Here is a 22,340-nt window from a genome sequence, read left to right as displayed (position 1 = left end):
TAAACACCTGTTTGATTTTCGCTAAAACAATAATTAGAGGCAAACCATGGTATATGATGTCGATTCCCACCTAGATCTTACCCAGTACAGTTCCTTGATCGATCTTATTGAAACATCGGCCCAACGATACAAGGATAAGACCGCCTACGTTTGTCTAGGCAAATCGAGCAGCTTTGCCGATATCGAGCGCGACTCACGTTACTTTGCCGCCTATTTACAACATCATACATCCCTTGAAGTGGGCGATCGTATTGCCATTCAATTACCTAATATCACGCAATTTGTTATAGCGGCATATGGTGCACTTCGTGCTGGACTTGTGCTGGTAAACACCAATCCACTTTATACCGAGCGAGAGCTGATCCACCAGTTTAATGATTCGGGCGCTAAAGCCTTAGTGGTACTGAGCGATCTATTACCCACGTTAACCAACGTCATTGCATCGACTGCCATCGAAACGGTTATTTCGACCCATGCCTTAGATCTGATAGCGCCGCAAACACAAGCTGCCAGCGATTTTCCGATCTTAAAATTTACCGATATTCTCACGCAAGGTAGCCAACTTAGTTTAATCCCAGTTAAATCAAACTTAGAAGGTCTCGCTGCATTGCAATACACAGGAGGCACCACAGGGCTCTCTAAAGGGGCGATGTTAAGCCATCGCAACTTAATTGCTAACGCCATGCAGATAAAATCACGACTCGGCGACCGATTAGTACAAGGTGAAGAGATTTTTGTCGCGCCGCTGCCTGTCTACCATATCTATGCTTTTATGGTTAACTTAGTACTCTACTTTGAACGGGGTGGCTGCTCGGTATTGATCCCAAATCCACGCGATATCGCCTCATTAATCAACACTCTATCTGAGCACCCTTTTACCGGTTTTGCGGGCCTAAACACTCTATTTGTTGGCTTATGTCATCAACCCGAATTCAAAGCTTTGGATTTTAGTCACCTTAAAGTAACTATCTCTGGCGGCACAGCCCTTACCCAAGCAGCAGCAAATGCTTGGAGTTCGACCACGGGTTGCACCATTTCGGAGGGCTATGGGCTATCAGAAACCTCACCCGTAGTATCACTTAATGCCCCAAGGCTTGAGCGACTCGGCACCATAGGCAAACCCGTATTAGGCACTCAGATTAAAATCCTTGATATCGATGACAAGGAAGTCGCCTTTGGTGAAACCGGAGAACTCGCGGTAAAAGGCCCTCAAGTCATGAGCGGCTATTGGCAAAAGCCAGAGGAAACCGCCAAAGTGATGACAAAAGATGGCTATTTTAAAACTGGAGATATCGCTCAAGCGGTTGAAGATGGGATGCACAAAATTGTCGATCGCAAGAAAGACATGATCATAGTCTCAGGCTTTAACGTGTATCCAAACGAAGTAGAAGAGGTATTAGCACAACATGAAGCGATACTCGAATGCGCCGTTATCGGAGTAGAAAATGAGCACAGTGGCGAAGCGGTAAAGGCAGCGATTGTATTACGCGCTGCTAGCCATGATATCGAAGCGACCAAAACCGATATTTTAGCCCATTGCCGTACGCAACTCACCGCTTACAAGATACCTAAGCTCATCGAGTTCATGCCTGCCTTACCAAAATCAACGGTAGGCAAAATCTTACGAAGAGAGCTTAGAAAATAACGCGACAGCTTGAACCTGAAAGACCAAAAGAAGGTTGCCTTTTAAAGGGAGTCTGGTGGCTCCCCTTTAACGATATTTTGGCTATATTTGGGTTATCTTTTAATGTTATTGATCTTGCTGATCGACCCAGATTATTTGATCAACGGCAAATCCCATCTGTTTGACCTGCGCTATAAACTGCTGTTTGAGCGCTTCGCTTACTTGAGGCGTACGCGATAAGAACCACAAATAGTCGCGGTTATAACTGGTAATAAACGCATATTGATAATCCGCTCTATCTAGCTCAAAAATCACATAAGCACCGTAGAAAGGGCCAAAAAATGACACCTTGAGATGGCCAATATCATTGCTATCCACAAAGTAAGCTTTGCCTTCCGCTTCCTTCCACGCCTTGTTGGCATCAGAAAATCCACGATTTATCACCTGAACGCCGCCATCAGAGTTCATCTTATAAGTAGCGGTGACGTTGGATAACCCACGCTCGAAGCTATGATCTAATCTGGCTATCTCATGCCAAGTGCCAAGGTATTTAGCTAACTCAAAATCATCGACAGGTTTAACACCACTGGGAACACTGGTGCAAGCACTCAGAAATAACAAGCATAACAAAACCAGTTTTTTCACTTTAACTCCAAAAATGTATAGCCAAAGACCAAAGGGTAACGCACATAGAAGTAGTACGTTGGCACCGCCAAAAATGTTCACAAAAATGTGAAGCCGTTTACGCTCCCTATCGCACATTATGACTGATAACAAAAAAATCTTGTCAAACCTGTAGCTAAGTCACAAAGATTAAATTTCAATCGCCTCCAGCCCTAACACAGTCAAAATTGGTTATAAAATAATCACTGCGAATTAGGTAAAACTCATAAAGTCATTACAAGGCGAATAAGATGCGTACCCTACACTTAGTCCCACTGCTTATCCCTACTACAATAATGCTCAGTGCTTGTGGCGGTTCAGATAATTCGGCGCCCCCGCAGTCAGAACCTGCCGTCGGTCTGGTCAATATTGCAATTTCAGACTCACCGATGAGTCAAGTGAGTAAGGTCGAGTTGGTACTTGATAAACTGATCATGACAGATGAACATGGCACAGTGCACCAACACGACATGGCCCAACACAGATTCAATCTGCTCGACTTCCAAGGTATGCAGAGCCACAACGTTATTAGCAATCTTGAGCTACCTGCAGGGCACTACCACGATGTGCACTTTAGCTTAATTAATGGCAATCAATCTGAGGGTTGTGCGATAGAGAATGGTCAAGGGCGACAACCACTCATAGTCGAAGACAACCATCTGCCATTACATGACTTTATGTTAAATGAGCACGAGAATCTCTTCTTGACCATGGAGATTGGCCTATACCAATCGATGCATTTTAGCGACAACCAATATCATCTTAACCACGATGGTATCTATTCAGTTGATAAAAGAGAAATGGGACACCTCATTGGCGAAATGGACCCACAGTGGATAGCTGACTGTGAAACTGCCCATGCAGATAAAGTCCCCCTTGGCGGTCAGTTCTACCATATGGCCTATCTTTATCAAAACAGCCTAGCGAACCTCACCCAAATGGCGGATATGAGCCCAGCCAGAAATGACGGCAAGTTTTCACCAGTGACCGTAGCTCCCCTGCATCAAGATATGAATGGCGATTGGTCATTTGCCATGGGCTACCTACCCGCGGGAGACTATCGAGTGGCCTATACTTGCCTTGGTCACTTAGACGATCCAGCGACCGATGATCTATCTCAGGGAACATTTAGTCTATTTGAAGATGCAGGCTCAGTCACCGTAGATGATAACGGCCAAGAGACAAGGCACCAATGTGGTAACGGCCATGGGGGTCATGGAGGGCACGGTTAGGCATCTCCTATCAGCACGATTACAAATAGCCAGTCTAATCACTAGGCCCTGGCTATTTGTATGGATAGTGACGACAAACAAGCGAATTCACACATCATCATCTAATAGCTGTAACGTCGCAAACTCTCGATAAAGCTCATTGGTTTGCATTAACTCCTGATGAGTACCACTACCAATAAGCTGACCTTTATCCATCACTAGAATACGATCGGCATTGAGTACCGTCGCCAATCGATGAGCGATAATTATGGTGGTTCTGCCCTGCATCAATACATCTAGAGCCTGCTTCACCTTTTGCTCGCTAACAGCATCGAGTGCACTGGTTGCCTCGTCGAGAAGTAACACGGGACGCTCAGCAAGAATGGCCCTAGCAATAGCAATTCGTTGCTTCTGACCGCCAGAAAGCCTAACACCACGCTCGCCTAAATAGGTTTGGTAGCCTAGAGGAAATTCGCTTATAAACTCATGGGCACGCGCCGCAATACAGGCTTTAATCACTTCATCCTCGCTGGCATCTGGCCGACCATAGCGAACATTTTCTAACACACTAGTAGCAAAGATCACCGACTCCTGAGGCACGAGGGCAAACTGCTGACGTAACTCCTGCGCTGATAAATTGGCAATGTCGATACCATCGAGCGTGATGCTGCCGCTATTAAGGGTATAAAAGCGTTGCAGCAGTTCAAATAAGGTGCTTTTTCCTGCGCCGCTTGCGCCGACTAACGCCACCCGTTCGCCACTTTTTATTTGTAGGCTTAAGCCGCAGATCACCTCTTGGCTAAGTTCGCTAGGTCGATCTAACGTGGTTATATCTCGATAGGAAAATCGCACCTCGTTTAATGAAAGTTCGCCGCGCACTTTGGCTGGCAACGTCATAGGATTAGCAGGCAGTGGAATATCAATCGGCGTTTCAACTAACTCAATTAATCGCTCCGTCGCGCCAGCGGCTCGCTGTATCTCGCCGATGACTTCACTAATGGTCGCAACGGAGCCTGCAACCATCACGGCATAAAACATAAAAGCAGACAGCTCACCACCAGTGATTGCACCTTGCATCACATCATGAGCACCAACCCAAGTCACTAATGCTATAGCCAAAATACTAAGAAACATCACCAGTGAAATCAAAATAGAGCGGTACTTGATACGCCCTTTAGCGGCATCCATGACAGCTTCGACTCGCTGACTGAATAGCACGCGATCTCTATCTTCATGGGAATAGGCTTGTACCGTATGGATCTCATGCAGAGTTTCATCGACATAGGCACCAAGATCACCGACTCTATCTTGGCTCTGGCGCGACAGATCGCGCACTTTGCGACCAAAAAAGAAGATAGGCCCAAGCACCATAGGGACGGCGAGCAAGACTAAGGCGGTCATCTTTATACTCGTGATCGCCATCATCACTATGCCACCAATCACAGTCACACTGGCCCTAAGCGCCATAGAAAGGCTTGAACCAACCACCGACTGTAACAGGGTTGAATCGGCAGTAAAACGCGAGATCACCTCTCCAGTTCTGAGCTTGGCATAAAAGCCGGGGGACAAGTTTAACAGGTGGTCGTAAACGGTTAAGCGAATGTCGGCGCTGACTCGCTCACCGAGCCAAGTCATTAAATAGAAACGACAAAAAATTGCAGAGCTACTGAGGGCGGTGATCCCTATCACCAACAGGATGATCTCATTAAGACGCCCGCCATTATCTTTTAAAAAACCCTCATCCACCATTAAACGCACTCCTTGGCCAAGGGATAACCAAGCTAAGGAGCCAATAAACAGAAATACGATCGCGGCAATCACCCGACCACGATAAGGCTTTAAAAAGGCAGCGATCCAAGGCAATATTGCCCGCTTACTAACAGGCGATAGCATTGCAGATACATTTTCAATCGAAGATAGAGCGCGCTCAGATGGGGCGGCAGATTTGTTATCGCTCATATTTGGCTAAGGTTACTAGGTCAATAATCACAAGAGTACCAAAAATATCGCCATGAAATGATATTTGTTTATCTCGCCTCAATTTAGATTACCTGTTTGAATGATAAGGCCAGTACTCGTCCACGCCACTTTATGATGACGCTTTATGATATAATTCACCCGACAACAAAAAGAGCAAAGGTTCATGAATAAAAGCATCTCCAACGAAACCAAGAATGAAGCAATGAAAGTCGCTAAAGCCACTCAAAAGCCCGGACAGACTAAAGAGCAAACCAAGCTGATTGCACTGGGTATTGAGAAAGGGATCGCCGAATACAAAAAACAGCAAAAGAGTAAGGCGCGTGAGAAAGATAAAGCCCGCAAACAAGAAATAAAAGCCAAAAATCGCGATTCAGAGCAAACCGATGAGGTTCAAATTGTCGACTCAAACGGAAATCCCCCCAAGCTTCCTTGGGCACTGCTGCTACTCAGTTGGGTTGGATTTTTCGCTTATCTTTTGATGCGCTAGCTCAAAAGCCAGAACATCAAACCAAGGCATAAAGCTAACGCATTAAACTAGTGCATCAAGTTAGTTCGTCGAACTTAGTCCATCCAATCAATCCATCGAATTAGTGCATCAAGCTATCTAGGCGCTGGGCTAACTGGATCGCGATACGCTTTTGCAGGCTTGACGGGTTCGATTGCAGGCACAGGCGCTCCTCCCAGCTAAAAATCTTATTAATCAATTGATAAGTTAACCAGCGAAATGGCTCAGGTTCCCAAGGGGTTAATACTTGTTTTATCTCACTCAAATGCGCCCAAGGCATATGGGATAACTCAGTTTCACGCTCAAGAATAAGATCGCTTAAGGTTCGGGCAAACAGGTTGGACGCCCCGACACCTTCGCCGCCATAACCACCAACAAGTGCGATACCATTCCGCTTATCGAAGATGGCATGGGGGGCAAACTTTCTCGCCATCGCAAGCGTGCCGCCCCAGCGATGAGTGATATTAATATCTTTAAGTGCAGGGAAAAGATCGACCATTAACCTCGCTCGCCAAGCAAATGCGTCACTGCCAGTCGCAAACTGAGTTTGAGTCTCACCACCAAAACGATAGCCGCCGCGGGCACCAAACACCAAACGGTTATCTTTACTTCGCTGACCATAAGTCACCTGCCGAGCCGCATCGCTAAAAGTGGCGCGATCCGCCAAACCTATCTGCTGCCATAGACTCTCGCTCAGTGGTTCTGTGGCGATTAATAAACTTTGAACAGGCAGAGTGTAGCGCCCTAATTGACTCACCTCGGCTTGATAACCTTCGAGCGCGGGCACAATAATATCGGCGCGAATAGACCCTGTTTCACACTTTACCAGGCCGCTGCCAAATGCAGTTACAGGGCTATGCTCATATAGAGTGACCCCCAGAGATTCAACGATACGTGCAAGACCTCGCACCAGCTTCAGCGGATGAATGGTAGCGCAGTGAGGGGTATAGATCGCCGCAGCACCTTTACGCATATTGATCGCTTGATTGAACTCACAGCCCTCCAACCAGCGATAATCCTGCTCGGTAAATCCTTGTCGATGTAATAGCGCTATTTCAGCCCGCAGTGCTTGAAGTTGCTCGGGATAACGGGCGGCAACGCGCACATTACCGCTATGAACCCAATCGCAGTCCACTTGATGTTGTTTAAGTACCCTTGACACTTCATCTATGGGACTTTGAATTAACCGTTTTGCTTGAGAAAAGCCTGTGCCAGAAAGGCCTGCAAGGTAATGAGTGTCACCAACAAAGCTGCCCATCAGCCAGCCACCATTGCGGCCTGATGCGCCCTCTCCAGCAACCGAAGCATCGACGACTACAATCTTTAGGGATGGCGATTTCTGTTTTAGGTAGTACGCGGTCCAAAGCCCTGTATAACCAGCACCAATAATGGCCACATCGGCCTCTATATCTGCAGTCAATGGCGCGCGACACTCCATTGACTCACCTAAGGTATCAAACCATAAACTCTGATGAAGCGTACTCTTCATGCCTAGATCCTGTTGATCTTTACTGGTTAAATTTTGTTCTATACAAAAACGTGTTAATCGAGGCGAGTGGATTGCGGCCTAGTAATCTCAGTAAAATTCACTTAACAAAGAGTAAAATGTTTTTAGCCAACCCCTTTGGGCAACGTTCGCAGATCATTTCTACGGCGCTCTTTGATTTTTATGTAGAATAACGACACCGCAAAGCCTCTACCCTATATAAACTCCCTGCAATTCGCTGCAAAAACAACCTTGAATGGTCTCCTAAAATGGTCAACAGAACCTAGTTAAGCAGCTTCAATAGCTCATCAATATGAGTGCAAACCCAGCTACTGCTTATTGGCCCCCAGGTACTAATTTGATAGTAACCTGCGTCATGACGCTCACCATCTTGAATAAAATGACATTCGATACCTAGATCGACAAGTGCGGCAATGGCATCTTGCAAGGTGCGCCTCGGCATTCCGGTGAGTTTATTTAGAGACAATAAATTATGCCGATCGTTATCGATAAGATGGGCGAGATAGAGCTTTCGAAGAAACGCCTTTTTCTGTTTTGACACGACATCACTCACTCAAACACCTCATAGTCATAATGAAAATCAACACTCTGTAACATAACAGACCTAACCATAGTTACTAACAAAATTGTATGATGCTTAACACTAAAATTTGTATGGTGCATATCACTAATTAAGTCCTGTAAGATGCTGATATAGTCTAAATTAACAACAAAAACTAAAATGCCTAGGATAACAAATGGAAGATGTTAAGCCGCTTAGCCAAAAAATAGACCTTACAAGAACCCAGCTATCCCCCAAAGAATGGCTTAGTTTCGACCAGATCCCACTGACGCCAGTAGAACCTAGCTATGTTAGACAGGTGCAAATAGAAAACCTCACCTTGTTCATCCCTTTCCTTATCGTCCTGCCGATAGCGGGCATAGTGATTAACTTACCGATGACAATTTTGTTAGCCGTTGTGAGTTTAGCCCTGCTATTGGCTGGCATCATAAGCTATGGGCGTCATCGGTACGCACTCTCTCTTGCCTATGGCGCATTTGAGCATGAATTTGTCATGCAAAAAGGGATTGTTTGGCATCAAAAAATATCACTGCCCTACACTCGATTACAACATGTAAGCTTGTCTCAGGGGCCATTAGAACGCTATTTTAAACAACATACTCTTAAGTGTTTCAGCGCGGGAAGCGGTAGCGCTGAGATCAGTCTGCCAGGCTTAAACTCTGATATAGCCGAGTCTTTGCGCCAGCACTTACTTGCCAAAGCCGCGGCCGTACGTCAAGCGCAGCAAGATGTCTCGCCCCCAGAGCAAGAATCACTACCGACGCAATCCCCACAACGTCCATCTCAAGCAGTGCCATCTCATCCAGTGGCAGGAAATGATGATGATGAGTAAGCGTTTTTCCAGTTGGGCAAGCCTATCCCCTTGGTCCATCATCAGCTTTAGTCTACAAGCGCTTAAGACCATGATTAATAATGGGTACGCTATGATCCCTATCGTATATACGGGCTGGCAACAGGGGGTTAGCTCCCCTTGGGTCATTATCGCTATCGTCGGCGTTATCCTAGCCATATTTACCTTTGCCACGGCGCAGTGGACCCAATACCGCTATCGGCTAGTCGATGCAAAGCTCGGTATTAAGCAGGGAATAATATTCAAAAACGCCCATGAAATACCGCTGAACAAGATCCAAAATGTTCGCCTCGAACAGCCACTCTATTTTCGCCCCCTAGGGTTATTTAGTTTAGTAGTAGAAACCGCGGGTTCGAAGAAAGATGAAGCCGTGTTATCTGCAGTCAACTATCGCCAAGCCATGCAGCTAAAGAAGTTGTTATTTCAACATTCTGCAACAACAAGCGCCACCAATGAGCAAGCGCTAACTCAGGCAAGCACACCCACTATCCATGGGGTTGTGGTAAGAAAAAGCCTTAAAGAATTGGTTATTTTTGGCCTGTATCAGAACAACCTGTTTTGGCTATCGATTATTTCGGGTTCGATACTTGGGCAACTGGATTGGAGCCAGATAGCCGGTAGCCAACTTGCAACTGCGACTCTAAATTGGTATCAACACCACATAGCCTCCAGCCTACTTAATGAGCTGATATTTAGCGTGCTAGCGCTGGTGAGCCTCTATCTATTGTTATCACTGATATCTATCGCTTCGGCCGTATTAAAATATCACCCCTACCAACTAAGCCAGCGACATAAAACCTTACATAGAACTGGCGGATTACTGGCAAAACAACAAGATGCCTTAGCCCTAGCAAGGGTACAATTGATCAGCTTTGACCAACCCGTTATTGGACGAATCATTAAGCTGTGGACGGTTAATTTTAAACAAGTTCAAGGTACAGAAGTCGAGCAAGTGGCTAAACGCCATATGCTAATCCCCAGTATGACTAGGCTGCAAATTACCCAAACATTGCCAAAACTCAAGGGCATCAGTAGCAGTGCTACCGCAATGCCAACCCATTATAACGGCATCCATTTGGGTTGGTTTTGGCGACGTGCCCTTTTGCCAATCCTTATCCCCTTGGTTCACTCATTGATTTTAGGCCTTAACCCTTTCACCGAGTTACTTTGGCTTGGCTCGACAATATTTGTAGCAGGGCTATACCTCAGATATCGCCAATGGGGTTATCTGTTACAGGGAGATGCTCTATGGATCCATACTGGTGTGTTAGGCCAAAGCTGGCAGTTGATCCCCCTAAAAAAAGTACAGCATGTACGCATAAGCCAAACCAAAGGGCAGAAGCAGAACCGGTTAGCCAGCCTCTATATTGGCTTAGCGTGTGGCGAACAGAAAATCCCCTACTTCCCCCTTGCAGATGCTAGGTTGATCGCGGAAACCGCATTAAGCTTAACCAAGCAGGATCACACCAATTGGATATAAGGAGTCACTATGCACAGAATAGCCTTTACACCCGATGATATTATCCATTTCTGGTTCGAGGAGGTTGAACCAAAATCTTGGTTCGAGAAGGATCTCAATTTTGATGAAATAATCAAACTGCGTTTCGGTAATTTGTTAGAACAGGCAAAACAAGGCGAGCTATATCATTGGCGCACCAGCCCTGCTGGACGATTGGCGGAGATCATCATCCTGGATCAATTCAGCCGCAATATCTATCGCGATACACCAGCGGCTTTTGCAGCCGATCCCATGGCACTCACGCTAGCTCAAGAAGCGGTGGCGTTAGGCATAGATAATGAACTTAAACCCAAACAGGTGCCCTTTCTTTATATGCCTTATATGCACAGTGAATCGAGCGCTATTCACGAGGTCGCTATGGTGCTATTTAGCCGCGAGGCCGCAGCAACCAACTTAGAGTTTGAACGTAGACACAAGGCCATTATCGACAAATTTGGTCGCTATCCTCATCGAAACCCGATCTTAGGACGACAATCTACAGCGGAAGAGCTCATGTTCTTAGAGCAACCAGGTTCGAGCTTTTAACTCAGTGGCAAAAGATAGAACCACCCCCCAAATACTAACAACTGATTTTCTTACAATAAGAGCTAGGCTCAAACTAGGTGATTAAAGATGGATGTTACAGTTACCCATGCACTACTACTGCTTGCGACAGGCTTCTTGGCAGGCATCATTAACACGCTCGCAGGCGGCGGTTCTAACTTGACCCTGCCGGCATTAATGGTGATGGGAATGCCTGCAGAAGTTGCTAATGCCACCAACCGCGTCGGTGTTACCGTCCAATCAATCACTGCGCTAATAGGCTTTAGAAAGCACGGCAAACTCGATACCCATGATAAAGGCCCTATTTTAGTGCCAACCATCCTTGGTGGATTTATAGGTGCGGGCGCTGCGGCATACGCACCAGCGGGGATTATCAAGCCGTTACTGCTCGGCACCATGTTAATAATGGCGCTAATTATTTTAGTCAAACCCGCCATGATCTCCCCTGCACTGGGAACACCAGTAAACAAAGTCAGCCAAACCCCAAGTTCATGGATTTGGCTAACGATTGCTGGTATTTATGGCGGCTTCGTCCAGGCTGGCGTTGGCTTTGTGTTGCTTGCTGCTTTGGCGGGAAGTTTACGTTACGACTTGGTCAGAGCAAATGCCTTAAAGGTACTATGCACCTTGATGTTTACCTTGGCATCGTTGGTTATTTTCATTGCAGAAGATCTTATTCTTTGGCTTCCTGGATTGATATTAGCTGCTGGCACTATGGTTGGCGCGCATATCGCGGTAAAACTTGCCATAAAAGTGAGCCCAAGCACCTTAAAATGGTTCCTATTTATCATGACCTTGTGCGGTAGCGTAGCTGCCATGATGAGCTAACCATAAGCAAAAGGTTGTGGCCAACTGAGTTAAGGCTATTTTTAGCCTAGGGTATGCCGCTAATGTTTAGGAGACTGCCAATCAATCACAGCCCCCTGCATTTTGTCCCCCTTGTGACATAGCCATACTCGTACCGAGACTTGAGGTCTAACTACCCCTTTAGCGCTTTCGATTTTAACCCAATCATCGACGCTAAAAGGCTGACCATCAATGAGGAAGTCTTCTAACTGATAGGTAATAATTAACGACTCTTGGGTTCCATCAAAAGTGTTGATTAACGTAGAGAGAATTCTATCGTCGCGCCGATAATTAACGAGCACGCCTTGCCATGAAGTCAGTTGATTGGGGGAACATGTTATCGACTGCGGTGGACGAAGCCGCTCATCTGCTAGCGCATATGTAAATGAGTCACCTAATCCGAAAAACAAATAAAAGCCTAGGGAACATATCCCTAGGCCAAATGCTGTAGAGCGTATGCCCACTGCTTTAATCTTATCTATAACGCCTTGAATCTTCACCTTCACATCTTAAGTATCATATTGAGTCTTCTGGATATCGGCACCGCAGGCTATGATTAATTAGGCCAACGATAGGTTCCACTTAAGATATCTGCACGCTCAGATTGCCCAGAAGTAAACTCAAACATGCAGCTGTCATCGGTATAATCCATAAAGTTTTCTACAGGATCATCTCCGGCATTCCGTTTACAACTATTACGACCAATTGGGCATCCATAAGCAGCAGATCGTTCAGCAGGCGTATCACTGACCAAGTCGCCGCCACCTTGGCATCCACCTTGGAAGGTATGATAAAGCCCTAGCCAATGACCCACTTCATGAGTAGCGGTATCGCCTTCGTTATAGGGGGCTGCAGTGCCTCCTGGCAGAGATTGATTCAGTACAACCACGCCATCATTCACAGGATATCGAGCATAGTCCGTTGGGAACGTAGCCCAACCTAATAGGCCTCCGCCCATGTTATTAACATAAATATTTAAGGTCTCAGCACCGCCACGACGCAATACTTGTTTCATCTCACTCTCGGCTAAAGTACCAGGGCCTGCAGTGTACCAAGCATCATTAGCACTGAGCGTGGTACCTTTATGCTCAAAGGTAAATTTGGTATCAAAGCCACCACTGCCGTCGGCACCGGAGAAAGCAAGTTGCAGTACATTTAATTGATCGCCGATTAAAGAACTCACATCCCCAGAGCCATCATCGGCAGTGATAACGTGAAAATAAACAGGGATAACCTTACCTATAGGAGTATATGCCGTCGAAGTGCCACCACCATCTCCGCCGCCATTACCATTGCCATTACCGTTACCCACACCAGCAGGCTTCTTCATCGCATTGACATAGTCATTAAGCATTTTAACTTCTAAATCACTAGGCGTTCGGGTACCGCAACGTAAAAATGCCGCATTGCCATTAGCTACATCAAATGCTGGGGACATGGAGCGAGGCTGTGATTCAGGATCAGCAGCCAACGCCCATTGAGGCATAATCATGGTAAGCACAAAAACCATCACAACTTTTAAGGTGCTCATAAGCTTTCTTCCTCGGCATATCGGCACAAGCCAAAATACCTTTCTAACAAGTGATAACTTTAGTATAGAAAAACGCAGCAAACTTGCCGTCATCGGCAAACACAGCAGACCAGAGGTCAGCGCCATTTATCGATGAGGTTCTTTACAAATCGAACAAGTGTAAATGATAATGATTAACATTTAGGTTTTACCGATATCTAGGTATCATTTGTTAAATTAACGCTAGGCAAACATCAGCATTATGACTATTTGCCCAGTTTATTTTTCCGCCTTGAGATGATGAAACAAATGATGAAACTGAAACCGACGAGTCTTGCCGTACTCTGTGCATTAAGTATTGCTGCGCCAATGACTTATGCCCAAACCGATACTCATGAACCGACTGATAAAACTTCGACAAAAGATGATATCGAAAAAATTGAAGTGACGGGTCGATACATACAAGGGTATAACGCCCACTCGGTCAGCGGCGCATCACGGCTCGATCTCGCTATTAGCGACATTCCACAATCGGTATCTGTGATCACCGATGCTCAGCTAAGGGATTTTCAGCTTAACGATATTAATACCGCATTAGACAGTGCAACAGGGATTAATGTCGAACGCATTGAAACAGACCGAACCTATTACACCGCCCGCGGTTTTGATGTTACCAATTTTCAAATTGATGGCGTGGGCTTACCGCTCACTAATGGTAATAATCATGCCGACGAAGACACGGCCATTTATGATCGCGTCGAAGTGATTCGCGGTGCTAACGGCCTAATGACAGGCGTGGGCAATCCTTCCGCTACGGTGAACTTTATTCGTAAGCGACCCACAGCAGATAATCAACTCAACCTAAGCGCAAGCTATGGGAGTTGGAATAACACTAGGCTAGAAGCCGATGGTAGCGCCCGCCTTAATGACACCTTTGCCACGCGAATCGTTGCCGTAAAGCAGACTAAAGATTCCTATTTAGATCGCTACGAAACCGATAAAACCGTGCTATATGCCTTTATTGAAGCCAACCTCAGTGACGACACCAGCATCTCGGTTAGCCACAGTTATACCGACAATGATGCCAAGGGCAATAACTGGGGAGCACTGCCTCTTTTCTACACCGACGGCAGCGCAACCAATTATGATCGCTCGACGAACACCTCTGCAGATTGGTCAAATTGGAAAGTGATTAAGCAAAACACCGTCGTCGAACTGAGTCATTACTTTAACGATAATTGGCGGTTACGTGGTACCTATTCACATAGAACCACAGATGAAGATACCGAACTGTTCTATATTTATGGCACCCCAGATAAAACCACTGAACTTGGCCTAACTGGCTATGGCAGCGAATATGACTTAGATGAGAAACATGATCTTGCCGATGTTTATATCAGCGGTGATTTCGAGCTATTCGGCCGAGAACATCAACTAGTAACTGGGGTTAACTACGCCGAGGTTAACTATACCGACCGTTCTCTCTACGATTACACCACAGGTAATGGCTTCCCACCAATACCCGATCTCAATACCTGGGATGGCAATACACCTAAGCCAACATTTACCGATAAACCCAGTGGTAGCGATGTCAGCGCCAAACAACAGGCAGCCTATATTACGGGTCGCTTTAATCTATTCGATGGCTTTCATCTGATCGCAGGCGGGCGTTTTAACAAATGGCAAGCAGAAGGCTTAGCCTACGGTAAAACACAAGATGCCAAAGACAGTGAGTTTATTCCTTATCTCGGTATGGTCTATCGATTTATTCCCGAACTTGTCGCTTATGCCAGCTATACCGAGACCTTTAAGTCGCAAACTGAGCTCGATATCAACGAGCAAAACTTAGCGCCCGTCACAGGTGAAAGTAAGGAGGTTGGCTTTAAGAGCGAACTGTTCGACGGCCGCCTACTCGCCAGTATCGCCTACTTCGACATTCAGCAAGTCAACTTGGCTGTGCCCGATCCTAGCACCTCTGAACTTCCTCCGACTCAGCAACGTTACATAGGCGCCGATGGGATCAACAGCAAGGGTTATGAATTTGAAGTCGCTGGAGAACTGTTCGATGGTTTAAACCTTAGCCTAGGCTTCACCGATTTTGACATCGAGGGTAATGAGAGCGTAGCCGCCTACACCCCAAGCAAACTATTAAAATTTGCAGCAACCTATGATGTCGCAGTAATAGAGGGACTATCTGTGGGCATGAATATGCGCTGGCAAGATGATATCTATCGCAAACAAGGCACTGTAGGCAAAGATTTTGCCAACGCAGGCGCAAAGATCATTACTCGCCAAGACGCCTATGCCATCGTCGACTTAATGGCACGTTATCAGTTTAATGACCACTTGGAATTAAGCGTTAATGCCAACAACGTCACCGACGAGAAATACATCAATAGCCTCTATTGGGCACAGGGATTCTACGGCGCCCCAGCAAACTATAGCGCCACTGTCAGTTGGAAAATGTAGCCATTTTCAACTGTGCCAAATCTAATGCTAATTAAAATGTGAATTAATTCAAATAGTAACAATAACCGTCATGGAGATCGACTGCATGACGGTTTATTGCATTTTATTTCTCCAACATTGCTAGGCCGCCAGCAATTAGGAATAAGAGGTTAATAGTCGCGATGAGAAAAAAACTATTTAAATGGCACTCCCTTAGTGCCTTAATCACCCTGATCCCTGTAATGATTATCTCAATAACAGGCAGCATTTTGGTCTTTAAAGTGGAGATAGATAGCTGGCTCCGCCCCCAACATATGTTAGTCGATGCCAAACCTGATTCCCCACGGATCAGCTTAGACAGACTGATGCAGACGGTACTTTACAATAATCCTGGCTATGAACTTGGCGGTTGGGAGCTGTTTGATGATAAAAGTCGTTCCGATGCGAGTTACTTGATAAAACGTGGCACAGATGAGTGGTCCAAAGTCTACATCGACCAATATCAAAATAAGTTATTGTCGACGCCGCAATCGACAACCCATTACCTCACCGACTGGTTACTCGAACTGCACTACTCTTTTCTGCTGCATGTAAAAGGGGCTACGGTTGGCTTTATTGTCGCATTAATCATGTTGTTTCTTGGGATCAGCGGCATCATTCTCTATCGCCGCTTTTGGGCGAAATTTTTTACCCTACGCTTTACTGCCGCCAAACGAATCTTCTATAGCGATCTACATAAGATGATCGGCATAAGCAGCTCTCCGGTACTAATACTAGTCGCCTTTACGGGGGGCTATTGGAATATTGCCGGCATTATTCACGAAGTCAACGAACATGCTGATGAAGAGCATATTTACATCAGTGCGCCGCTTTACAGCCCAGATATCGCTTTTGAATCACTTCGTTTGCAGAGCACCAAGGAGATAGAGAGCTTTAAAGCGGGTTATCTGGCTATGCCACATGAGCCCAAACGTGACATCACCTTCTACGGTGAAGTCGATAGCTCAAATCCCTTTAATAGCGAGTACGCGAGTGTGGTTAGTTTTGATAAAACCAACGGTAAACTGCTATCGAAGAGTGATATTCGCGAGGCCAGCGGGCTCAGGGTTTTTCTAGATAGTTTTCGTAAACTGCACTTTGGCTATTTTGGCGGACTGACTACCCGCGTGCTATGGGCTGTCTTGGGCTTGAGTCCGCTATGGTTATCGTTAACAGGACTTTACCTCTATTGGCAGCGACGGGGTAACCGACGCCAGGCGAGGCAAACTCGACAAACGCTGAGTCCCATTTAGGCTATTCTAGCTGAGACAGCGACAATGAGGCTCACCAATTAACAGCCAGCAATCACTTAGCAGTGAATTGCTGGCTTAGCATCAATAACGAGGGATACCCTGTTGCAGATTAAATGAAACTAGAATGAATTAAACTAGGCTAGCTAACATCTCATCTGAATACTCAATCAAAGGCTGATTATCACGCACTCGCTCAACATAGTCAGGATTCGCGATAAATGGGCGACCAATCGCTAACAGATCAAACTTCCCGCCCTCAATTGCTTCAGCTCCAGTTTGCGCCGTATAACTTCCAACGCCCACTAGCGTCTTACTGTAGTGCTTACGAGCATAGCTTGATGCACTACCCTCTAAATAGTCGAACTCCATGGCATCATCGAAGATACCAATGTGTAAAAATGCCAGATCCCGCTTCTCTAACTGTGCAAGGAAATAATCAAATACCTGACGATCGCGACTATCACCTTTCATATTGACATAGGCACCAGGTGATACGCGCAGCGCTGTGCGCTCATTGCCAATGCGCTCACAAATAGCATCGACAACCGCCAATGGGAAGCGCGCCATATTTTCTGGGGTTTCGCCATATTCATCGGTGCGACGATTACTATCATGATGCAGGAACTGATCGATAAGGTAAGCGTTAGCGCCGTGGATCTCTACCCCATCAAAGCCCGCATCTATCGCATTGGCTGCCGCTTGCGAATAGTCGCTAATCAACTGCTCAATATCTTCATGGGTCACCGCTTTGGGTGTCTCATAGGTTAATTCACGCTGTCTTGGCACACTGCCTTCAATGGCAATCGCCGAAGGCGCAATAATCTGTCCACCAAAGAAATGGGAATGAGCCACACGGCCGGTATGCCAGAGTTGAGCAAAGATCTTGCCGCCGTTACTGTGCACCGCGCTCGTGACCAAGCGCCAGCCATCGATCTGTGCTGGTGTAAACAGACCCGGCGTATTCGGGTAACCCTGACCATCGGGGCGAATAATTACGGCTTCAGAAATGATCAGTCCTGCAGCTGCGCGGCGACCGTAATAATCAGCCATTGTCTGAGTCGGCACAAGCTCATCATCTGCCATGCAGCGCGTGAGCGGCGCCATCAAAATTCTATTGTCTAATGTAATACTGTCGTTCAGTTTAACGGGAGTAAACAGGTTAGCTGTCATGATAAAACTCTCTTTGATAAAACTTGCTTTAATAAAACGCCTTTCTTGAATATACATTCAAGATAAACTGACTTGAATGCGCATTCAAGAACTTTTTTGAACAAACATTCAAAAATGATTACACTAGGCCATATTATGTTGAAAATAGATTAGAAGATGCGAAACGCCGAATTTGACCGAGAGCAAGTGTTACGGCAAGCCATGACCGCCTTTATGGCAAAAGGCTATGCTAAAACCAGTATGCAAGATCTGACCAAAGCCACAGGTTTACACCCTGGCTCTATCTACTGCGCCTTTGATAATAAACGCGGATTACTACTGGCCGCTTTGGAACAATATGTCAGTGATCGTAATGAAGAGTTTGCCCTGTTTTTCAATAACGGCACCAACTTTACCAAGCAGTTAAAAGCGTATCTCGACAACATAGTCCAAGAGTGTTTGAGCTGTGATACCGCTAAGGCCTGTCTTCTGACTAAGGCATTAAACGAACTCGCAGAACAAGATGATGACGTGCGCAACATTATCAATCGGTATTTACAAAGCTGGCATCAAGCCTTGGCGGTTAACTTTCAAGCTGCAATAGAGAACGGCCAACTTACCCCGCCTAAGAGTAGTCTGCATCTGGCGCGTTACTTTGTTATGGGGATCTATGGTTTACGTACTTTTGCCCAAAGCCACCCCGAGCCAGAAGTACTAAACGATCTGGCTGAGCAGCTCTATCAAGATACCTGTTTACGCTTTAGCTAGAGGTCGACAAAAGTTCTACCGCTAACCTCTAGCGCAGGCTAGAGAGCCTATTTATTTCACCACCATCACAGGGCATTTGGCCTTATTGGCCAACTCTTCGGCGACGCTAGGATTAAGCAGATGCGAAAGCCCGGTATGGCCGTGACTGGCAATCACTATCATACCCACATCGTTTTCTTCGGCATCTAAGATCACCTGACCTAACACACCGCCAGTCCTTACTTGACCAATTACTTTTAATCCTGCAGGCATACTCGCTTGAGTATCTTGAACTATCTTATCCAATTTACCATTAGCATAGGCATGTAGGTGCTGTTCAAGTTCCTCATCACTCTCGACGATAATGCCATAGTTATGGGCACCATAGGGCTCGCTCACCACATGAATAATCCGTAAATCAACCCCGTAAAGGGAAGCCATCTCTACGGCGTAGCCTAATGCATGGGATGCCGTTTCAGAAAAGTCTGTCGGGCATAATATTTGACGTGTACGCATCTCCCTTCTCCTCATCTTCCTTCACCACATCATTATGATGATGAAGGATTTTCAGGTCGATAAACGGTAGAGGTAATGGCTACTTAACAACCAACACCGGACATTTAGCCTTGTTTGCCACAGACTCGGCCACATTGGTATGTAAAAAATGTGATACCCCAGTGCGACCATGGCTGGCAATCACTATCATACCGACATGGCTCTCTTCGGCTTCGGCTAAGATTTCAGTCACTGCTTCACCACGGCGTATCATGGTATCAACGGCTAACTTGCTATCGAGTTTGGCCAGTAGCGACTTCATCTTTTGCGCTGCGGCATCTTCCATCGACTTAGCTAATTCATCGGGAGTGATCGCTAGGATTTGAAAATTCTCATCACCCAGCGGCTGCTCAACCACATGCAACAAGCGAAATCCAACCTGATACAGGTTCGCCATCTCAATGGCATAAGCAAGGGCATGTGATGCCGTTTCTGAAAAATCTGTCGGACATAAAATGGGACCTGCTCTCATAGTAAACTCCTTAGCATTAATAGCGGATACACTATCACTGGATAATGACACCTCGTTGACAAGGTTTATGGCTAAAATTTTATTTATTAAAACAAATTATTAGCCACAAAAACCTGAGCTAACATTAAAATTAAATTAGCTTAGCCAATCGAGCGCTTTCTCCTTATCTTCAAAAAACTTGAACTCTCCTGGTGTAAACCAATTAACCACCCGAGCCATCCACTGTTGCAAATCACCTTTACCTACAATTGCCACCTTCTTAAACTCTTTACCATGCCTTAAACCCAGCTTTAGGTCATCCCAAGCGGCATGCAAAGAGATACCTTTGAGTTCGGTGATATCAGCTAACGCATAAATCTCGGGATCTTCAATACCACTAAGAGCGGATTCGAGTACTGGAGTCATACGTCGGTAATCATCGTGAGACAAACTTCCCACCGCCTTAAGGCCTAGATAAAAGTGCTCTCCATTACGCTCGATACCGATAGAGATACCATGAATTACTTCGCTCATATCAACCTCCTGTTGTTCATGAATAAAGACGCTCTGTTACCTCTTTAAGTGTAGTTTTATGGCATCTATTTTTTGTGATCGATATCACACTTTGTGGCTGGGTAGTTCAATAATTGACCTTAGGCTATAAACTCGCTAACATCAAACCGACTGATTAGTCGGTCTGGTGTTTCAATCAACCTGTTTTGAAGAGTTTTGTTATTTATCAAGATCAGCACAAAGCACCTTGCAAGGGTTGCATATGTGGCTAATTCACGATGACCAAACAGCCTCATCCCGTGCTAACAGAACAACCAGACTATCTTGGCTAAAGTTTGCCATCTATTGAATAAGGAAAGGCTTAATGAACATGCCACTTGAACTTAACCCAAATGAGCAACTGCAACAGACATTGGCCAAACAAAAAGCCAGCTATCGACAGCAACCAGCCCCGACATTAGATGAGCGTAAAAGACAACTCCAAGCGCTAAAAACGGCGTTGCTAGCACACCAAGAAGCGATCATCACGGCATTGAGTCAGGACTATGGTCATAGATCGAAAGATGACAGCCGTATCTCCGACATCATGCCCTGTATCAACAATATCAATTACACCCTCAAGCACCTTAAAACCTGGATGAAACCTAGCCGTCGTCATGCTGGCATCTTACTCGCCCCAGCTAAAATCACGGTTCAATATCAACCCGTAGGCGTCGTAGGTATTATCGTGCCGTGGAACTTTCCTGTGATGCTGTCAATTGGCCCACTCATTACGGCGCTGGCAGCGGGTAACCGCGCCATGTTGAAGCTTTCAGAATTTACTCCCCAGACTAACGCCGTATTAAAGCAACTACTTAGCAGTCTATTTGATGAAACACTTGTTGCCGTTGTCGAAGGCGAAGCTGAGGTTGCCGCCGCTTTCTCGTCATTGCCTTTCGACCACCTACTATTTACTGGTTCAACGAGTGTTGGTCGTCATGTGATGCGCGCCGCTGCCGCAAATCTTACTCCTGTCACCTTAGAGCTTGGCGGTAAATCACCTGTAATTGTCGCGCCAGATATGCCGCTTAATGAAGCCGTAGAGCGCATGATCTATGGTAAGTGTTTAAACGCTGGACAGATCTGTGTAGCACCCGATTATGTGTTAGTCCCCAAGGGAAAAGTCGAAGGCTTTCAACTCGCTTTTCAAACTAAGTTCAATGCTATGTATGGCTCCATTAGCAAGAATGAGGACTACGGCGCCATCATCAATGCACGCCAATTTGATAGGCTCATGACGGTAATTGACGATGCCAAAGCCAAAGGCGCGCAGATCACCTCAGCCAACGGTGAAGCAATCGATAATGATCAGCGAAAAATCCCGACCCAACTGATCACTCAGGTCAGTGATGAGATGATTTTGATGCAAGATGAGATCTTTGGTCCACTGCTGCCCATTATCGAATATGACACCTTAGATGACGCTATCGATTATGTTAATGATCGACCTCGCCCGCTGGCGCTCTATATCATGAGTTTTGATGCGGCGGCTCAGCAATATATCTTGTCTCACACCCATTCAGGTGGCGTTTGTATCAATGAAACGGTATTTCATGTTGCCGCCGATGATGCGCCATTTGGTGGCATAGGCCCCTCGGGAATGGGCCACTATCATGGTAAAGAGGGTTTCCTAACCATGAGCCATGCAAAAACCATTTTGAGCCGAGGCAAACTCAACACCGGAAAGCTAGTGCATCCGCCCTATGGTAATCCAATACAGAAACTGCTGATGAAGCTGTTTTTACGCTAACGCCTTTTTATTAACGCGGCTTGAGTTACACGAAGCGCCATTTATCACCATAAATGGTGCGCTAAAATAGAGACAA

21 protein-coding genes are annotated in these 22,340 nt (G+C 46.0%); 11 read left to right on the top strand and 10 right to left on the bottom strand.

The features are described 5' to 3' along the window. Positions 1–46 precede the first annotated feature (46 nt). Positions 47–1,645 (top strand): AMP-binding protein, encoded by a 1,599-nt coding sequence (locus K0I73_RS03885; protein ID WP_220063221.1) that lies wholly within the window; start codon positions 47–49, stop codon positions 1,643–1,645. 105 nt (positions 1,646–1,750) lie between these two features. On the opposite strand, the gene K0I73_RS03880 is transcribed toward K0I73_RS03885, so the two are convergent. Beyond that, entirely contained in the window at positions 1,751–2,269 is a 519-nt protein-coding gene (locus K0I73_RS03880) for a lipocalin family protein (RefSeq protein WP_258405287.1), read from the bottom strand. A 269-nt stretch (positions 2,270–2,538) separates the two neighbouring features. On the opposite strand from K0I73_RS03880, the gene K0I73_RS03875 reads away from it, so the two are divergent. After that, positions 2,539–3,519 (top strand): DUF4382 domain-containing protein, encoded by a 981-nt coding sequence (locus tag K0I73_RS03875; protein ID WP_220063220.1) that lies wholly within the window; start codon positions 2,539–2,541, stop codon positions 3,517–3,519. 87 nt (positions 3,520–3,606) lie between these two features. Here the strand turns inward: K0I73_RS03875 and K0I73_RS03870 are convergent, their stop codons facing one another. Then, positions 3,607–5,391 carry an ABC transporter transmembrane domain-containing protein gene (locus K0I73_RS03870; protein WP_286670429.1) on the bottom strand — a complete coding sequence of 595 codons (1,785 nt, stop codon included), beginning with the start codon at positions 5,389–5,391 and terminating at the stop codon, positions 3,607–3,609. Positions 5,392–5,641: 250 nt separating this feature from the next. Here K0I73_RS03870 and K0I73_RS03865 point away from each other — a divergent pair, with 250 nt between their 5' ends. Continuing rightward, positions 5,642–5,965: a DUF2956 domain-containing protein gene (locus K0I73_RS03865; RefSeq protein ID WP_220063218.1), complete on the top strand. Its 324-nt coding sequence runs from the start codon at positions 5,642–5,644 to the stop codon at positions 5,963–5,965. 100 nt (positions 5,966–6,065) lie between these two features. On the opposite strand, the gene K0I73_RS03860 is transcribed toward K0I73_RS03865, so the two are convergent. Both K0I73_RS03860 and K0I73_RS03855 read right to left on the bottom strand, forming a co-directional pair. Continuing rightward, on the bottom strand, positions 6,066–7,472 hold the full coding sequence (locus K0I73_RS03860; RefSeq protein ID WP_258405286.1) for an NAD(P)/FAD-dependent oxidoreductase: 1,407 nt from the start codon (positions 7,470–7,472) through the stop codon (positions 6,066–6,068). Positions 7,473–7,752: 280 nt separating this feature from the next. Continuing rightward, positions 7,753–8,043: a winged helix-turn-helix domain-containing protein gene (locus K0I73_RS03855; RefSeq protein ID WP_220063217.1), complete on the bottom strand. Its 291-nt coding sequence runs from the start codon at positions 8,041–8,043 to the stop codon at positions 7,753–7,755. A gap of 184 nt (positions 8,044–8,227) precedes the next feature. Between K0I73_RS03855 and K0I73_RS03850 the strand changes: the two genes are divergently transcribed. From K0I73_RS03850 to K0I73_RS03835, 4 genes are all read left to right on the top strand, one after another. Further along, the gene (locus K0I73_RS03850; RefSeq protein WP_220063216.1) at positions 8,228–8,884 is read left to right on the top strand and encodes a PH domain-containing protein; all 657 of its coding nucleotides are present in this window, start codon (positions 8,228–8,230) and stop codon (positions 8,882–8,884) included. Continuing rightward, entirely contained in the window at positions 8,868–10,382 is a 1,515-nt protein-coding gene (locus K0I73_RS03845; RefSeq protein ID WP_350355291.1) for a PH domain-containing protein, read from the top strand. The genes K0I73_RS03850 and K0I73_RS03845 overlap by 17 nt, the downstream gene beginning before the upstream one ends. A 9-nt stretch (positions 10,383–10,391) precedes the next feature. After that, a complete protein-coding gene (locus K0I73_RS03840) occupies positions 10,392–10,946 on the top strand; it encodes a DUF924 family protein (protein WP_220063215.1) in 555 nt (184 codons plus the stop codon). An 87-nt stretch (positions 10,947–11,033) separates the two neighbouring features. Further along, the gene (locus K0I73_RS03835; RefSeq protein WP_220063214.1) at positions 11,034–11,792 is read left to right on the top strand and encodes a sulfite exporter TauE/SafE family protein; all 759 of its coding nucleotides are present in this window, start codon (positions 11,034–11,036) and stop codon (positions 11,790–11,792) included. A gap of 59 nt (positions 11,793–11,851) precedes the next feature. On the opposite strand, the gene K0I73_RS03830 is transcribed toward K0I73_RS03835, so the two are convergent. Both K0I73_RS03830 and K0I73_RS03825 read right to left on the bottom strand, forming a co-directional pair. Further along, positions 11,852–12,310, bottom strand: a complete 459-nt coding sequence (locus K0I73_RS03830) for a hypothetical protein (protein ID WP_220063213.1) — start codon at positions 12,308–12,310, stop codon at positions 11,852–11,854. A 56-nt stretch (positions 12,311–12,366) separates the two neighbouring features. Further along, complete coding sequence (locus K0I73_RS03825; RefSeq protein ID WP_258405285.1) at positions 12,367–13,341, bottom strand: zinc metalloprotease; 975 nt, start codon at positions 13,339–13,341, stop codon at positions 12,367–12,369. 348 nt (positions 13,342–13,689) lie between these two features. Here K0I73_RS03825 and K0I73_RS03820 point away from each other — a divergent pair, with 348 nt between their 5' ends. Together K0I73_RS03820 and K0I73_RS03815 are read left to right on the top strand one after the other, a co-directional pair. Beyond that, positions 13,690–15,789 (top strand): TonB-dependent siderophore receptor, encoded by a 2,100-nt coding sequence (locus K0I73_RS03820; protein WP_258405336.1) that lies wholly within the window; start codon positions 13,690–13,692, stop codon positions 15,787–15,789. A 161-nt stretch (positions 15,790–15,950) separates the two neighbouring features. Beyond that, entirely contained in the window at positions 15,951–17,060 is a 1,110-nt protein-coding gene (locus tag K0I73_RS03815; protein ID WP_220063212.1) for a PepSY-associated TM helix domain-containing protein, read from the top strand. 129 nt (positions 17,061–17,189) lie between these two features. On the opposite strand, the gene K0I73_RS03810 is transcribed toward K0I73_RS03815, so the two are convergent. Next, positions 17,190–18,230 carry an alkene reductase gene (locus K0I73_RS03810; RefSeq protein ID WP_220063211.1) on the bottom strand — a complete coding sequence of 347 codons (1,041 nt, stop codon included), beginning with the start codon at positions 18,228–18,230 and terminating at the stop codon, positions 17,190–17,192. A gap of 156 nt (positions 18,231–18,386) precedes the next feature. Here K0I73_RS03810 and K0I73_RS03805 point away from each other — a divergent pair, with 156 nt between their 5' ends. Next, complete coding sequence (locus K0I73_RS03805; RefSeq protein ID WP_220063210.1) at positions 18,387–18,977, top strand: TetR/AcrR family transcriptional regulator; 591 nt, start codon at positions 18,387–18,389, stop codon at positions 18,975–18,977. 51 nt (positions 18,978–19,028) lie between these two features. Here the strand turns inward: K0I73_RS03805 and K0I73_RS03800 are convergent, their stop codons facing one another. From K0I73_RS03800 to K0I73_RS03790, 3 genes are all read right to left on the bottom strand, one after another. Continuing rightward, positions 19,029–19,472 (bottom strand): universal stress protein, encoded by a 444-nt coding sequence (locus tag K0I73_RS03800; RefSeq protein ID WP_220063209.1) that lies wholly within the window; start codon positions 19,470–19,472, stop codon positions 19,029–19,031. Between the two features lie 79 nt (positions 19,473–19,551). After that, on the bottom strand, positions 19,552–19,983 hold the full coding sequence (locus K0I73_RS03795) for a universal stress protein (protein ID WP_220063208.1): 432 nt from the start codon (positions 19,981–19,983) through the stop codon (positions 19,552–19,554). A gap of 135 nt (positions 19,984–20,118) precedes the next feature. Beyond that, positions 20,119–20,496, bottom strand: a complete 378-nt coding sequence (locus K0I73_RS03790; RefSeq protein ID WP_220063207.1) for a SpoIIAA family protein — start codon at positions 20,494–20,496, stop codon at positions 20,119–20,121. Positions 20,497–20,839: 343 nt separating this feature from the next. On the opposite strand from K0I73_RS03790, the gene K0I73_RS03785 reads away from it, so the two are divergent. Then, a complete protein-coding gene (locus K0I73_RS03785) occupies positions 20,840–22,264 on the top strand; it encodes a coniferyl aldehyde dehydrogenase (protein WP_220063206.1) in 1,425 nt (474 codons plus the stop codon). Positions 22,265–22,340: the final 76 nt, after the last annotated feature.

Origin of the sequence: Shewanella mesophila (assembly GCF_019457515.1) — a bacterium.
Taxonomy (GTDB): Bacteria; Pseudomonadota; Gammaproteobacteria; order Enterobacterales; family Shewanellaceae; genus Shewanella; species Shewanella mesophila.
This window is presented reverse-complemented; position numbering and strand designations above follow the sequence as displayed.